Here is a 16,333-nt window from a genome sequence, read left to right as displayed (position 1 = left end):
GAATCACTGGAGCGAATAAGCGCAGTATGGTCACCGACCATCGAGCATTATTCGTGAAGTGGACGTCGGGTCTGCTTTGAAACACGTTCTAGAATAGAGCAGCTTCAGGCGGTCTCATGGCTCTCCACAAGCAAACCCGTCTATTCCAGAAGAAATTTTAGTTTCTTCTATACAACACCATTTAACGAAGAGTCTAATTTTTAGTCTTGAATAACGATAAAAAGACTGATTCACCGGTCGAGTACTCCTCGACTTTTGAATCAGTCTTTTTTTTATTGTTTATAGAGAGTCATCTGAATCTTGTTTATGATGGAACAGATATGATTTCTCCTGTATCTAGTAGACACAGATACGTTTCAGTAACTTTTTTATCTAAAATAGATTCTAATGCAGAGCGGTATAAATTCATTTGACCTTTATATTTCTCTAACATCTTCTCACCTGATTGTGGTCCGTAATGACTGACTCTATCTGTTTTGTAGTCAAATAGAACAATGTGATCCTCGAAGTCGATATAGCCGTCAATAATACCATGAATCAATATTTTATCTTCAGCATCACCATTCATATCTGTAAACAGTTTTTCAGCTTCTAATAAGAGTGAGAAAGGTTCTTCACGATGAACCTCTTTTGAAAATTCAATAATCAATTTCCCTAACGACGTTGCAAAGAACTCCACCACTTGTTCGATATTAACTTTTGCAGCAACGTCTTCTTTTAAAACGCCATTTTTGATCAATGAAGCAATCAGAGCTTCAAGTGTTTCTATGGTAGGAGCTGTGCTTAAATCAACAGCTTGCATCACGGAATGCGTGGCCGTTCCTATTTCTGCATTTGAAGGAGCGGTTAATTCAGCCATAAACAGTGGTCGATCTAAGGTTTCTTCAACATACCGATTTCGATTTCTCGGTTGATTGATATCGATTTTAACCATTTGATCGCTGTCTGGCTCTTCAAATAGGCGTTTGATTTCTGAAACCGATTGATAACTGGTTGTATGAGAAGCTCCTTCATGCTCGTAAATGTAATTCATCAATTCTAACGCTTTTTGAACGGTGCGTTGTTTGGGTTCAGTCTCAGAGAGTGTATCTTGCAACTGATTCAACTTCTCTAACCAATTTTCATCCGTTCCAGTATCCGTTGATACCAATTGTTCTTGAATCGCACTTTCATCATAAAAGTGGATACTAAAATGGGCAGAATGGTTGGTAATGGCACCATTTCTGGCACTGACAGAAATTCCCTCATTTTGACTTGAAGGATGACGAACAAGGGATAACCCGATCCACTTCATTAAACTACTAGCGGTAAACCGGATATCGGCTGGCAAAATAGTCGGATTATGGGAACTAACGACACCCCATTCTTTCCATGCGGCTGCTTCATCTTTATATGAACCCACTAAAAATAATTTTTCTTCTGCACGTGTCAACGCTACATATAATTTCCGCATTTCTTCAGATAACAATTTCGTTTTCTTTTCCACTTTTAAAGCAATTTCCGGTAAAGACGGGTATCGAATACGACGGTCTAAATCTTTAAAGTCCGTCCCCACTCCATATTGTTCATTAAAAATATAGCTTTTTTTTATGTCTTGCAAATTAAATTTTTTTGTTAAGTCTAATACAAAAACGACCGGAAACTCTAATCCTTTACTTGCATGGATCGTCATCACTCGAACAGCATTCTCATCTTCAGATATAGCTGTAGGCTCTGCCAGATCTTTATCTTTCTCTTGCATTTTTTCAATGAATCGTACAAATTGAAACAATCCTTTAAAACTTGTTTTTTCATAGCTGGCTGCACGTTCATATAAAGCATGCAAATTAGCTTTGCGCTGTTTACCCGAACTCATTCCTCCAACATAGTCTAAAAAACTTGTATCCTCATAAATCATCCATATTAGTGCGACTAAATGGTCTCGCCGAGCAAGTTCACGCCATTTATTCAACCGTTTTAAAAACATGTCGACTTTTCCATATAAATGTGATGTAAAACGGCTCGCTTTTTCTACGCCTGGGTAAGTTTGATAAAACGTTTTTAAGGCATCAAAGTAATCCCCTGTTTTTTGGCTGATCCTAATTGAGGCCAATTCATTCTCATCTAATCCAACAAGTGGCGAACGCAACACTGCAGCCAAAGGAATGTCTTGATATGGGTTATCAATGACTTTCAGCAAAGACATCATAATCGTGATCTCAGTCGTTTGAAAGTAATTCTGTGTATCATTTACTTGAAGCGGAATAGCCAGTCGTTTGAACATTTCCATTAATACCAAGTTATTTTTTTTAGTGGGTGTCAACAAAACAATGTCTCGATAATTGATTGGCCGTGTTGTTTTAGCCCGTTTATCATAAATTGGAAATTGCGTTTGGATCAACTCTTGGATTTTTTGGCCGACCATCAACAATTCGCCTTCCGTTTTATCTTCAATCCGCATATCCCAATTAACCGATTCTGTTTCTTCTTCCTCATCTTCGGTGTCATTGGTACCTTTTTCATAAATCAACAGTTCCGGTTGGTGTTTTTGCAATTCTGGAAAACCTGTAAAACCTTGCACGAGTTTAGCTGCTTCATCATAATCCATTTGTCCAACTGCTTTATCCATTAGTTGTTCAAAGACTAAATTAGTGAATTGCAACACTTCACCACGTGAACGAAAATTTTCAGCCAGTATAATTCGTTCACCTAATTCGTGATGTGCATACTGTTCATACTTTTTTAAAAATAATCCTGGATCAGCTAAACGAAATGAATAAATGGATTGCTTCACATCCCCTACCATGAACAAGTTTCCTTGATCTGATTGGTCATGGGCTAACCAACGCAATATATTTTCTTGAAGTTGGTTGATGTCTTGGTATTCATCAACCATGACTTCTTTAAATTTGTCTCGATAATGCATCGAAGCTTCAGTTGGAACCCAGTCTTCTTCATTGAACTGAGCCAGAATTTGGAGAGTCAAATGTTCTAAATCATTAAAATCTAACAGGTTTCGTTCATCCTTGCGTTGACGAAAAGCTTCCGTGAAAAGTTGTGTCACACGTGCCATTTCTTCAACCAAGGGAGCAGCACTTAACATTAAATCAATTTGTTCTTGAGGAGAAGCAGAGAAATAATCATTCGCTAGTTCTTTAAAACGAGCTTTATACTGGTCACGTAACCCTTTCATTTCCTCAGCTGTTTCTTTTATTGCTTCATCGGTTCCCTTTTTGATTGCTTTCCAGCGAGCAAATTCAAAGTTTTTACAGCCATTATACGCTGCTTGATAATTGTGTTCGTTGATGTACGTTTGAATTTCTTGCAACGCAATCCATTCTCCGCGAACCAAATCGGTTTGATTTTTTAGTTCTTCAGTACCTTCACCTAGCTGAGCTGCCACTTGAGAAAGCTCGACCAGACTGTCTAATACTGATAAAATCTGAGGTTTTAACAGTTCTTTAAATAATACACCAGTCGTTAAATCATTTTCTTCTACTTGGTATAAATAAGATAATTGTTCTAACCAAACAGCAGGTCTAGGGTTAGCTCTTGAAAATTCATACAAAGAGAAAACCAAGTCTGTTAACCCCGCATCGCTACGATCATTGGAATACGAAGCGGTCAAATCTTTAAAAAGGGTGTCTTCTTCTCCGTATAACTCTTCTCTTACTTCTTCCCAGACACTTTCCTTAAGTAAAAGAATCTCTGTTTCATCCGTCAATAGTCTAAAAATAGGATCTAAGTTGATCAAATAATAATAACGACGGATCACTTGAAGGCAAAAAGCATGTAGCGTGCTGATTGACGCTTGATGAATCAAAGTTACTTGTCGAGTAAGGTGTCTTTTTAATTCCATATTGCTTTCAGATGTGACGGCTTCTTGGATTGCAACTTGGATTCGAGCTTTCATTTCTTTTGCGGCTGCTTCTGTATAAGTTACGATCAGCATCTCATCAACATTGGTCCCAGATTTTATTTTTTCAATCACACGTTGGACAAGAACTGTTGTTTTACCTGAACCTGCTGAAGCAGACACCAGTATATTGTGGCCTTCTTCATAGATCGCCTGCCATTGTCCATCGGTAAAATGACTGTTTTCGGGTTTTAGCGGAAGTGGGTTCATCATTCTTCATCTTCCTCCTCTTCTTGCATTTTCTTAAGAATATCTTCTCTTTTTAACGATTCCATCCGACGATAATTGTTTTCAGGCAACATTGCATCAAATTGCGAAACTGCACGCAATGGTCCATTAACAGTCGGAATAAATTGCCTTTTTTCATAGAAAGGATTTAATGTATTTACTCCTTCGACGATTTTATTTCCAGCATCAACAATCAGTTTTTGATTGTGTTGGCGTAACGCAGTCATTTCATCTAGTGTGACAAATTTGTTCGATTTTAAAGCTTCACTTTTCAATTGATTAAAAGGATACACAAGTGAAGCTTTTGTCGGCTCAATCGTTGGATCTAGTGATAAGAGCATGTCTTCATCTTCAAGCAACAATCCATCCATTTTATAGGATTTTAACAACTCATTGATATACGCATCTTCATCTAAAAACGTTCCTTTTTTCATAAACGGATTGGATACATGCAAATAAAACGCGCCTGCAGGTTTAGCTTCATGTCCAATCAATCCAACAGCATTTTGAAGAGCCGTATCCAAGTACGTGATCATTTGCATGGCTAGACCATAATAAGCATCCTGGTAATTGAATTTATGTGCGCTTGACTTGTAATCCACTACACTCAGGTAATAATCGTCACCTAAGTTCATAGCATCCACTCGATCGATTTTCCCACGTAAATGTAGGGTTCCACCATTATTAAGTGGAAAAGATAATCCTTCAATGCCGGTTTGATTTGCGACTTGGCCAAATAAAACTTCTGTTTGAATATTTTTCATATTTGTCCGTCGGCTTTGATTGCCGATGACCCACACCATTTTTTTAATCGTTTGGCCTAGTTGGTCACGAATATACTTCATACGATTCGATGCACTTAAAATGGAGAATTTTGGCTTACCGTAAAGTTCTGTTAAAACTTCTGCAGTCAATTGTTCCAGCATATCTTCCGTTAATTGATCAAAGCTGAGGTTCTTTTGAATAACCTGTTTGAACAAGTGATCCAGCGCATCATGAAAGAATTCTCCCGTACCGGCTGGAGACAGCTCAAAAACGTCTCGTTCTTGTAATTTCAATCCATATGTCAAGAAATGACCATAATGATCTGCATAAAAAGCTTCTAAACGAGAAACAGATAAATAAAGATCTTTGCCATATAAGTCTGTTGCAATGGTACTTCTCAAGGGTACTGGCAGATTTTTCTTAACTAAACTAACAAGTAAATGGTTAAAATCGCGCGCCACTTGTTTATCTCGTTTAAAGAAACTATAAAGGTTTTGCCAAAATACACTTAACTGACCTTTTTGGTCTTGCTCTTTGCGTAAAATCATCAATAGCTGACTGATCGTCGTTTTTTTCGTTCCAACAAAATCCAGTAATTCTTTATCGGATGGATTTTCTAGTGATGTGACACCCATCAGTTTGGCTTGGATTGGAAGATGAAACGCTTTTGCTATTCTATCCACATAAGGCGATAATTTCGGACCATTCTTTGTTTCATCACTGGTTGGGTAACTAAAAATCAATTTCTCAGAAGAATCTAAAAAGGCTTGATAAGCAATAAACGGTTCAGAAGCCATAACCGCTTCAACAGTTGGTTTTAAATATTTTGTATCGTCTAGGAATTGTGAAAAGAAATCCCGGTCTTCTTCAGTTAAAATACTTTTATTTTCTGTTTTAGCCGGCAAATGGGCATCGGTTACTCCCAGCATAAAGGTAACTTTTGCTGTTCCGATACGTGTTCCTTCAATACCTGAAAACGTTACTTGATCAATACTTGGTGGAACCATGCTGTAAGTCGCATTATCAAATCCAGTCATTAAGATTGCATAGAAACTATCCAAGTTGAACGGTTCCTCTCCCAATACTTCTACATATTCATCTAAAAGCTGCAAAAATGTTTGCCATGTTTGTTCGTGTTTGCGAGCTTCTTCAAGATCATTGTCTTCAATCGCTTGATCTCTCCAAAAGCCTATTTGGTCTTTAACTCCAATAGTTTCCATAAATACATACAGTTCTTTTGCAGCATCTTTACTGGTTTGCGCTTTTTCTAATCGGTTGAAAAATGGAATCAACAGTCCTGTCAGATCCGTTTTAATGGAATTGGCAATCTGTTCAATCCGTTGATCATTGTCCGATTGAAACTCGGCATCTTCATAGAAGTAGCGCGTGTAGTGCCAAGGATCTGATTTAATCCATTGATACCCCTCATAACCATAAGACAATAACACATTTTCCGTTACATCCACTCGTTCTCTAAACTGTCGTGCACGTTGCACATGCTGATTCACCCGTTGTGCGCGTTCTTTTGAAAGAGCTTCTTCCCCTTCGCTTATTGGAATCACTAACTCCGTTCTAAGTAGCCGCATCACATCTGCGTATCGCCAATTGCGTTTGTAAATGCTGACTAAAGAGTCAATCACTTCAATAAGCGGATGTTGATTCATTAGTTCTGCACTATCAACGAATAACTCTATCTTGTGACTACTAAATAACGGCTCTATGATGGCTAAATAATCATCCATATTGCGAGTCAAGACTAAAATATCCTTATAACGGTAATCACCAGTGGCAACCAATTTGCGAATTTCTTTAGCCACATGTGTGATTTCTGCTTGTTTATTTTCCGCTGCCCATATCTCGATGCAATTGCCCATCGTATCAATATTGTCTAACAGCTCATTGTTTGTTGAGGTGATTTGGCTCGTTTCTACCCAAAATTCTTCCAGTTGATTTAATTCCCCACAATAGGCCTCATCAATCTCTTGGATCAGTTTGTCTTTGTAGACTGGAACATTATTTTGGCGTGCCAGTTGATACAATTTATAATAAGTTGCTCCAGATGTCTGAAACAAGTTATGCATTTCCGGTTTTTCAACAGCGTATGCTTTATCTGATGTCAGCGCAATCGTCACTTTTTTTGCAGCTTTCATTAATGCTAAAATAAGCGCTTGTTCTTGAGCTGTAAATTGATAATAACTTTCGATGTAAAATGTGGTTTTAGATAAATCCAACTCTTCCACTTTTTGAATCAATGCGGACACAATATCCTCAGACTCAATATATTTATTCAGTAATGCTGCATCAAAAGCTTGATAAATCAAAGATAAATCCTGTAACTTCAATTTAAAATCGGCTTCCTTAGGTGAAGTACCTAGACTAAACATCATATGATCTAAATCTGTTTGTGCAATCCGACCGCTGCGTAATTCTAAAAATAAATCTGTCATTTGCTGAACAAAGCCATCTTTTCGAACTTCACCACGATAGATGGTCAACTCTTCTTCATGTTCAATCAGTAATTTGCGAATCAGCATCGATAAGCCAGTTGTGGTTAATTGTGGCTTAGCGTAAATAGCGGTATCTTTTAACCAGTACCATGCTAATCGTGTAAAACTGAATACTTGTAAATGCATCATGCCCATAATCGGCTTCTTTTCAAACTGCGAATAATGGCTAAGGTTTTCTAAAACAGTCATTTCAGCCTGAAACTTAATATGGTCTGGAACTAAATAAAAAATAGACTCTTCCGTTTTTTTCGTCAGGCTTTCTGCTATCTCATCCAATAGTACCGAACGCTTGTCACGATTCGCACGACCTAATACAAATTGCAATCCCATCTTATTTTGCACATCCTCTCATTCAACTTCTCTACCTCTCATTTTAACATACGAAAAAAAATAACGAGAGAAGAAACTTAGCCTAACTTCAACATTCATTTTTACTTTTCATGGAAGAGCGACACCAATTTTATGCTCCACTCTTCCATGAACAAACTGTTTGTCGCCGAATTTATCATTACTAACCATCTCTAGTCTACTTTTCTAGACGAAAAAAGGCTGAGACAACTGTCCCAACCCACTATTTATTATCGATTAACATATACTAATAAGAAAATAGCAAAGACCGTTCCTAAAGTATAAATCATCTTAAATGATCGTTTCATCGTTTTATGTCGAAATGCTTTCATGCTTATCAAACCACCAAAGCCGCCACCAATGAGACCTAGAAATAACAGTGTTTTTTCAGGAATTCTCCATTGTCTTTTTACGGCTTTTTGTTTATCAACATACATTAGAACAAACAAAAGGCTATTGCATATAAGCAGATAACTCATTACAAAAATCATTCTTAAGCTCCTTTTAAAGCATTCAAGCGTGCGATTTCTACGATTACTGCGGTAGCTTTCTCCATGCTTTCAACAGCTACAAATTCATACCGGCCATGGAAGTTTTCTCCGCCAGCAAAAATATTGGGCGTTGGCAGTCCCATAAAGGAAATCTTAGAACCATCTGTACCGCCACGAATGGGTTCAATGATTGGTTCGATAGATAGATTTTTCATCGCTTCTTCAGCTAGATCCACTACAGTCATATCTTTTTCAATGATCTCACCCATATTGTAGTAAGAATCATTTAAATCAATTGTGATTCGTTCGCTGCCATATTCTTTATTTAATTTTGCAGCTTGTTCTAGCATAAAGGCTTTACGCGCTTCGAATTTTTCACGGTCATGGTCTCGAATAATATAAGTCAACGTTGCTTCATCTACTTCACCGGTTATTCCAACTAGATGGTAGAATCCTTCACGGCCTTCAGTTTTTTCTGGAACTTCATCTTGAGGCAATAATGCATCAAAAGCCATGCCAATTTTCACTGCATTTACCATTGTATTTTTTGCAGTACCTGGGTGAACATTTTTTCCTTGAATCTTAACGATCGCTGAAGCAGCATTAAAACTTTCAAATTCTAATTCTCCAATAGGACCACCATCCATTGTATAAGCAAATGTGGCTTTGAATCCTGGAACGTCAAAACGATCTGCTCCGATTCCGATTTCTTCATCTGGACCGAAACCAACACGAATATCGCCATGTTCAATTGAATCATCATTGATCAAAATTTCCATAGCTGTCATAATTTCGGCAATTCCTGCTTTATCGTCAGCTCCTAATAACGTTGTACCATCCGTTGTAATCAACGTTTGGCCAATGTAATTTTTCAGGTTAGGAAACTCTTTAGGATCTAAAACTACGTGTTGTTCTTCGTTTAGAACGAGCACTTCCCCATTGTATTGCTCATGGAATTGCGGGTTTACATTTTTCGCATTAAAATCAGCTGTATCCATATGAGCAATAAACCCAACAGTTGGCACTTTTTTAGCTGTGTTACTTGGCAATGTTGCTGTCACATAACCATTGCTTTCATTATAAGAAATATCACTTAAACCAATATTTTCTAATTCTTTCATTAATGTCTTAGCAAACGCCACTTGGCTTTGCGTTGATGGAATAGTGGTACTATTTTCATCAGAACGTGTTTCTGTTTTCACATAACGAATAAAACGAGGGACTAGATTTTCATACATAAGAGATAACTTCCTTTCAACATCGTTTTTTAGATAAATTTATATGGATCTGTATTTAATTCTGATTGGATGATATCAAAATCCCATTCAAGATCAGATTTCCACTCCGTAAATAATTCAACCAACTTCGGTTTACAAATACTTTCAATATGATGACCAGGATCAATAACGCTTAATCCGTCAGCTAACATATCATGAGCTGTATGGTAATAAACATCTCCAGTGATAAACACATCTGCTTTTTTGTTTAAGGCATCAGGGTAATAGCTCCCTGCATCCCCACCACAAACGGCAACACGTTGAATCAGTTTATCTTTATCCGGCGTTACGTAGCGTAAGCCCGATACTCCAAAAGTTTCTTTAACCTTTTGAGCAAACTCCTGAACAGAAATAGGTTCAGCTAAATTCCCTATTCTTCCAAGACCATATTCATCAACAAAATTCTCAATTGTATACAAATCATACGGCGGCTCTTCATAAGGATGAGCTTCAAATAAGGCTTTTTCAATTGTTTGCGTTAGGTGTTCTGGGAAAACAACTTCAATTCGTACTTCCGCTACATGTTCAGGTTCATCAATTTCTCCAATGGTCGGATTAGCCTGATTAATTGGCGTGAAGCGCCCAACGCCTTCAAACGTATACGTACAATCTTTGTAATTTGGACCGATTTGGCCCGCTCCTGCAGCGGTTAGCGCTTTTCGAACTTCTTCTTCATTTTCTTTTGGAACAAAGACTGCAATCTTTTTATAGGCCAGTCTTTTCGTGACATGTAAAATCTCTGTTTCTGTTAAGTTCAACTCATCTGCTAACCATGTGTTCATCCCATTTGTAGCCACATCTAAATTTGTATGCGCAGCATAAACAGTTATATCATTTTTCAAAAGATCCGCATACATTTTCGTTTGTGCATCATCTGTGGCTAAATTTTTAAGCGGGCGAAAAATAGGAGGATGGTGTGCAAAGATAAAGTCAACGTGTTGTTCAATGGCTTCTTGCACCACTTCTGGACGAACATCTAACGTCACCATCATTTTTTTTATGGGCTTCTTTAACGTTCCAACCGCTAAACCAACCGGGTCTCCAGCTTCAGCTAAATATTTTGGAGCAAATGATTCAAATTTTTGGATAAATTCACTTCCATAAGTCTCAGTCATTTTAGCACCTCTTCTATTTTTTGAATTTCTGCTTGGATTTTTTGGATTTTAGTTGTTTGATCTGCACTTGAATGCGTTAAACTATCTAAAATATAACGGTTTTTTTCAAGTTCTTTTTGCCATTTCTTTTTAAAGATAGCAGAATGTTCCTCTTTTAAATGAAAACCAAACATTAGGTAAGATTCCGTTACAGTTTGTTTTAGTAAAGGATCTTTCACGGCCACCATCATTTCATAAATTTTATTGTTTTCTTCAATTATTTCTTCAGCTGTAATCGTGTACTCATGATCGACCAACCATTCACGCAAGGTTCTTTCTCCTACGTTCGGCTGCAAGATCAAGCGTTCCTTGCCTGTCAAATGGCCTTTTTTAAATCCATTGTCCAAGATAGAAGCAATTAAGGAGCCTCCCATGCCGCATATAGTAATCGCAGTTACATCATCTTCAGGAGATACAACTTCTAATCCATCCCCCAAACGTACATTGATTTGGTCTGTTAAACCAAGACGTCGCACTTGGTTTTTTGCTGCTTGGAAAGGGCCTTCGACAACTTCTCCTGCAATAGCAAACGTAATGTGATTGTTACTCGCTAAAGCACAAGGTAAATAAGCGTGGTCAGAACCGATATCGGCTAAACGATCCCCCGGTTCGACATAAGACGCCGCTCTGCTTAAACGCAGCGATAATTGACTTTCGTCCATACTCATCACTTCTTTCTTTTCATGATTCTTGTTTAGCCTTGGAAGAACTCTTCATCCATTAAATAACCTTCTGCAGCATCTTTTGAATGAAAAACTCCTTCAACTTGATCGTTCGGTAAGGTAACGACCCATGTCGGATTATCATAGACTAAACGCAAAACGTCGCCATTATTGTCAAACCATAATTCAGAATAGCCTTCTTCATATCCGTCAGCTGTTTTCTTTAAATGAGCAATCGCTTGATCCACTAAAGAACGAATCGTTGCTTCATCTTCATCTCTTACAGAAATGTAGCCCTTATCTGTTTCTTCTTTAGGCAAATAGCCTGCATAAATCAAAGCATTTCCATTCGGGTGAAGGAAACGCACAGCCATTGTTTTAGGTACTGCACTATCTTTAAAATGGTAATTCAAACGATTCATTGATACTTTTGTTGCCGTTAATTCTTCGTAGCTATCAAAAATAGCCTTTTTTTCTTCAAATGATAACATGTCATTCATCCCTTCATTCCTACATCGTCTATTATTATACCAGTTTTTTCTTTCATTCGTTGAATTTTATCTCACAATACGAAAGAAGGCCGTCCAAATAATGTTGATTTTGGACGACCTTCATCTATTTTTATTCTACTCTATACTTTTAGTGTTGATAGCTTAGATACATGAATGACACTAAATTTCTAGAGGAATAGGGTTTGCTTGTAGCCATGCATTGGATTCAATGCGAATTATAAAGCGTTAGCGCTTCATTGGGAGTGTGACTAAAAGCGTTTAGACTCGAATCACTGGAGCGAATAAGCGCAGTATGGTCACCGACCATCGAGCATTATTCGTGAAGTGGACGTCGGGGCTGCTTTTAAAAACAAGTTCTAGAATAGAGCAGCTTCAGACGTTCCCATGGCTCTCCACAAGCAAAACCGTCTATTCCAGAAGAAATGTTATTTTCTTCTATCCACACCATTTTGATGAAGAGTCTTTTATTCTAAGAAGTCTTTTAATTGTTTTGAACGGCTAGGGTGACGTAATTTACGAAGTGCTTTAGCTTCGATTTGACGAATACGCTCGCGTGTTACGCCAAATACTTTACCCACATCTTCAAGAGTACGGTTACGTCCATCATCTAAACCGAAACGCAAACGGAGTACATTTTCTTCACGATCTGTAAGTGTATCTAGTACATCCTCTAATTGTTCTTTTAACAATTCATAAGCAGCGTTTTCAGCTGGACTTGTCGCATCATGGTCTTCAATAAAGTCGCCTAAATGAGAATCATCTTCTTCTCCAATAGGTGTTTCTAAAGAAACTGGCTCTTGTGCAATTTTTAGAATCTCACGAACTTTTTCAGTTGGAAGATCCATTTCTGCTCCAATTTCTTCAGGAGTTGGTTCGCGGCCTAAATCTTGCAGCAATTGACGTTGGATACGAATCAATTTATTGATTGTTTCAACCATGTGCACCGGAATACGAATTGTACGTGCTTGGTCGGCAATCGCACGCGTAATTGCTTGACGAATCCACCAAGTCGCATACGTTGAGAATTTAAATCCTTTTTTATAGTCGAATTTTTCAACAGCTTTCATTAATCCCATGTTTCCTTCTTGGATCAAATCTAAGAACTGCATTCCACGCCCAACATAACGTTTGGCAATACTAACAACTAAACGTAAGTTAGCTTCTGCAAGACGTTGACGTGCTTCTTGGTCGCCTTCTTCTATTTTTATCGCTAGTTCGACTTCTTCAGCTGCCGTTAATAAATTCACCCGTCCAATTTCTTTCAAGTACATTCTAACGGGATCGTTGATTTTAACTCCAGGAGGAGCCGTTAAGTCTTCTGGTTTTTCTGCTTCTCTTTCAGCTTTCATTTCTTTGAGTTTCAGTTGTCGAGCTGTTGGACCACCATCGTCTCCAACTACTCCAACACCTGCATCTTCAACCGTTTGGATCAATTGATCCATTTTTTCAGCATTTAAAGAAAAAGGAGTTGCTATTTTATTTGTTAACACATCGTAATGAATAGTTCCTGCTGCTTTATACTCTTTGATCAAACTCTTTACTTCACTATCATACGCCTTTTTTGTTGTCAGTTTTTTTTCAGCCATTAAAAAGCCTCCTCTTTCAATCTTACTCGTACACATTATGAATCATTTTTATTTATTTTTCAATAAACGAGATAAATTAACTACTTCAATCATCAACACACGAAGCTGCTCTTTATCGCCTCGTCTGGATGCTTCTTTCAAAGCATCTTGTTTTTCTTTCAATTGCAGTTGAAGACCAGATTTTCTAGAGATTACATCTAAGTAATCTTCTATTTCTCTTGTTGAAACCTCATTGCTTATCGATAACAATTCAATTTCAACAATTAAGTTTTTCAGTTCTGGTTCTTTTACAAAATCAATAAATGCATCAATTGTACCTTCATTAGCCGTGTGTTCACGGAAGCTTTCGTACAAAATAAAGACCATTTGATACTCATCGTGTACAAAATGAAAATCATCTGCAGCATTCTTCAAAATAATCCAAGCTTCTTCAAAATGAAATAACCGATTTAATAACAACCGCTCTGCGTGTTCAATATTAGTCGGTTTCCTTTTCTGGGTCTGCACTTGTGAATAATTTGCTTCAGCAGGATGATTCTGCTGACTTTGCTGTTGTTTTTCTTTTGTTCGCTTATTACGAGACTCATGAAATTTCTGTTGAAACTGTTCTTTTAAAGAATCGATTGAGAGGTCAAATTCCGTTGCTAATTGCTTAAAATAAAGTTCACGTTCAACAGCTGAAGTGACGGAAAGCAGTTCGGATAATATCTTTTCAATGTATCCAAGTCTTTCACTCTCATTTGATAAATTGAGCGACTTACGGTAATAAGACATCTTGAACCCAAAAAGCGTTTCTCTTCCATGAGCGATCAGTTCTTTAAAAGCATCTGCACCATTTTTTTTAATGTATTCATCCGGGTCCATACCTTCAGCGAATCGAATAATATCAATATCAAAATTGGTCTCTGCTGCTAAAAGATCACTAGCTCGTTTGGTCGCTTCAATTCCAGCAGAATCTCCATCATAAGCAATTATGACATGATCTGTAGTTCGGTCAATCAAATGTATTTGTTCGTTGGTAAGACTGGTTCCCATTGAAGCAATTCCATTGGTTATACCGGCTTTCCAAGCTCCAATAACATCCATAAATCCTTCAAACAAAATAACTTCTTTTTCTCTTCTAATCGAAGGACGTGCAAGATCAAAATTAAACAGAACGGTTCGTTTATTGAATAATTGGGTCTCCGGACTATTTAAATATTTTGGTGCACTATCATCAGCATCTTGCTGAAAGATCCGACCTGAAAAAGCCACGGTTTTTCCTTGTTGATTGCGAATGGGAAAGATAATTCGATTATAAAATCGATCAAGCAGTTCCCCACTATCCTTTTCAACAAACAAGCCCGTTTTTTTTAATAATTCTTGCTCATAATTTTTTCCAACTAAATATTGATGAAGCATGGTTCGTTCTCGTGGAGCAAACCCGATATTAAACGTATCAATTACTTCACGGGTCAATCCTCTTTGCGTTAAATACTCTAAAGCTTCTTCTCCTATTGTGGTATTCAATAGAATATGATGAAATAATTCTGCACTTTCTTCATGGACACGGATCAGTTTTTCTTTAGCTGAGTCATTTGGCTGGTTTTTATGATCGAGGTCTTGTACCAAGGATTCATCTAATTCAAATTGACTCAATTCAGCTGTTTTAATGACGGCTTCTGGGAAAGTTAACCCATCGACTTCCATTAAAAAAGTAAAAACATTCCCACCACGTCCACAACTAAAACAGTGAAAAATTTGTTTCTCTTCTGTTACAGAAAATGACGGAGTTCGCTCTTCATGAAAAGGACAAAAACCAAAAAGATTTTTTCCTTTCTTTTTTAATTGAACATACTGACTGACAACATCCACTATATTGGTTTCTTGTCGTACTTTATTGACCGTTTCTTCTGGAATCATTATCGCCAAGCTGTTCACCTCTTAATCAAAAAAATAAAGAACGTTAGGTTCTATTCAGAAATTACATTTAGTCTCTAAAAGTCGCACTCAAATACTAGTGCGACTTTACTCTCGAAATCTATTCTCAGACAGAACTATACATGATTTATAATAGCATACTCTCTATAAGAAAACAAATCTTTAAATTGGTTAACTAAATAGTTCAGTATTGCCTATAAGCAGGTTTTATTGCAAATAATAATAAAAGTTATTTATTTTATCCTAACCTTCTTTACCATCATCTTTTTTTATCCTAGACAAACGTAAAATAAAAACAATTAATTTGGAACAGTGCATAGCGCATTGTTCCAAATTAATTGTTCACTTCAGTGATTTTTTATTTTAATTTTGCTACTGTTGCCGAGAATGTCGAGCGACTCATTAAAGATTTCCATACAATATGTGCAAGTGTGAAATCAATCATGCTGTGAACAATCGTACCTGCTCCCACCAATAAGAAAACCGATTGTAAGAAACCTTGCGTATAATACGCAGTAGTCATCTCACCACCAAAATAAAAAACAGAAACTACAGCAACTTCAGAAACGGCATGTAACAAGCCGATTAAAAATGAAAAGAGTTGCGTTTTAGCGGTCGATTGTAAGATAGCAGGTTTTTTAAACAGAATATAAGATCCGACTCCCGCAAAAACAACATGAGTCAAAGCTCTCAAGGCGATAACAATTGGAAAACCACCAAGCAAAAATCCAAGAGCCGTTCCCAAAGCCACAGTTACTGCAATCATAGGCGAGATAAACATCGCAATAAAAATCGCCACATGACTAGCTAGTGTAAAAGATGCTGGTTCCAACATTAATTTAACTGGTGAAACCATTGGAATTAAAATACCTACAGCTACCAACAAAGCTGCAATCGTTAATTTATGAACTCTATTTGTTTTCATTTCAACAACTCCTATCTTCAAATGTGCAATTACACGTGTCAAGACACGCTAGCAAATTTAATT

Annotated in this window: 10 protein-coding genes; all 10 read right to left on the bottom strand. The window is 37.3% G+C overall.

Going from position 1 to position 16,333, the window contains the following annotated elements; all coding sequences use genetic code 11:
* Positions 1–304: 304 nt before the first annotated feature.
* The gene (gene addA, locus BLT48_RS03105) at positions 305–4,108 is read right to left on the bottom strand and encodes a helicase-exonuclease AddAB subunit AddA (protein ID WP_176944053.1); all 3,804 of its coding nucleotides are present in this window, start codon (positions 4,106–4,108) and stop codon (positions 305–307) included.
* Positions 4,105–7,725, bottom strand: a complete 3,621-nt coding sequence (locus BLT48_RS03100; protein ID WP_089975142.1) for a PD-(D/E)XK nuclease family protein — start codon at positions 7,723–7,725, stop codon at positions 4,105–4,107. Before BLT48_RS03100 ends, addA begins: the two co-directional genes overlap by 4 nt.
* A gap of 248 nt (positions 7,726–7,973) precedes the next feature.
* Positions 7,974–8,234: a DUF1294 domain-containing protein gene (locus BLT48_RS03095; RefSeq protein WP_089975139.1), complete on the bottom strand. Its 261-nt coding sequence runs from the start codon at positions 8,232–8,234 to the stop codon at positions 7,974–7,976.
* Positions 8,235–8,236: 2 nt separating this feature from the next.
* Complete coding sequence (pepT, locus tag BLT48_RS03090) at positions 8,237–9,472, bottom strand: peptidase T (RefSeq protein ID WP_089975136.1); 1,236 nt, start codon at positions 9,470–9,472, stop codon at positions 8,237–8,239.
* Between the two features lie 29 nt (positions 9,473–9,501).
* Entirely contained in the window at positions 9,502–10,626 is a 1,125-nt protein-coding gene (locus BLT48_RS03085) for a Nif3-like dinuclear metal center hexameric protein (RefSeq protein ID WP_089975133.1), read from the bottom strand.
* The gene (locus tag BLT48_RS03080) at positions 10,623–11,327 is read right to left on the bottom strand and encodes a tRNA (adenine(22)-N(1))-methyltransferase (RefSeq protein WP_089975130.1); all 705 of its coding nucleotides are present in this window, start codon (positions 11,325–11,327) and stop codon (positions 10,623–10,625) included. The genes BLT48_RS03085 and BLT48_RS03080 overlap by 4 nt, the downstream gene beginning before the upstream one ends.
* A gap of 32 nt (positions 11,328–11,359) precedes the next feature.
* Positions 11,360–11,827, bottom strand: a complete 468-nt coding sequence (locus BLT48_RS03075; RefSeq protein ID WP_226776651.1) for a hypothetical protein — start codon at positions 11,825–11,827, stop codon at positions 11,360–11,362.
* Positions 11,828–12,303: 476 nt separating this feature from the next.
* A complete protein-coding gene (gene rpoD, locus BLT48_RS03070) occupies positions 12,304–13,425 on the bottom strand; it encodes an RNA polymerase sigma factor RpoD (protein ID WP_035022953.1) in 1,122 nt (373 codons plus the stop codon).
* A gap of 48 nt (positions 13,426–13,473) precedes the next feature.
* Complete coding sequence (dnaG, locus tag BLT48_RS03065; RefSeq protein ID WP_226776744.1) at positions 13,474–15,327, bottom strand: DNA primase; 1,854 nt, start codon at positions 15,325–15,327, stop codon at positions 13,474–13,476.
* Between the two features lie 376 nt (positions 15,328–15,703).
* The gene (locus tag BLT48_RS03060) at positions 15,704–16,270 is read right to left on the bottom strand and encodes a hypothetical protein (RefSeq protein ID WP_035022949.1); all 567 of its coding nucleotides are present in this window, start codon (positions 16,268–16,270) and stop codon (positions 15,704–15,706) included.
* Positions 16,271–16,333: the final 63 nt, after the last annotated feature.

It is taken from the genome of Carnobacterium viridans (genome assembly GCF_900102725.1).
GTDB lineage: Bacteria > Bacillota > Bacilli > Lactobacillales > Carnobacteriaceae > Carnobacterium_B > Carnobacterium_B viridans.
Note: the sequence above shows the minus strand (reverse complement) of the source record. Positions and strands in the feature narration are given on the sequence as shown.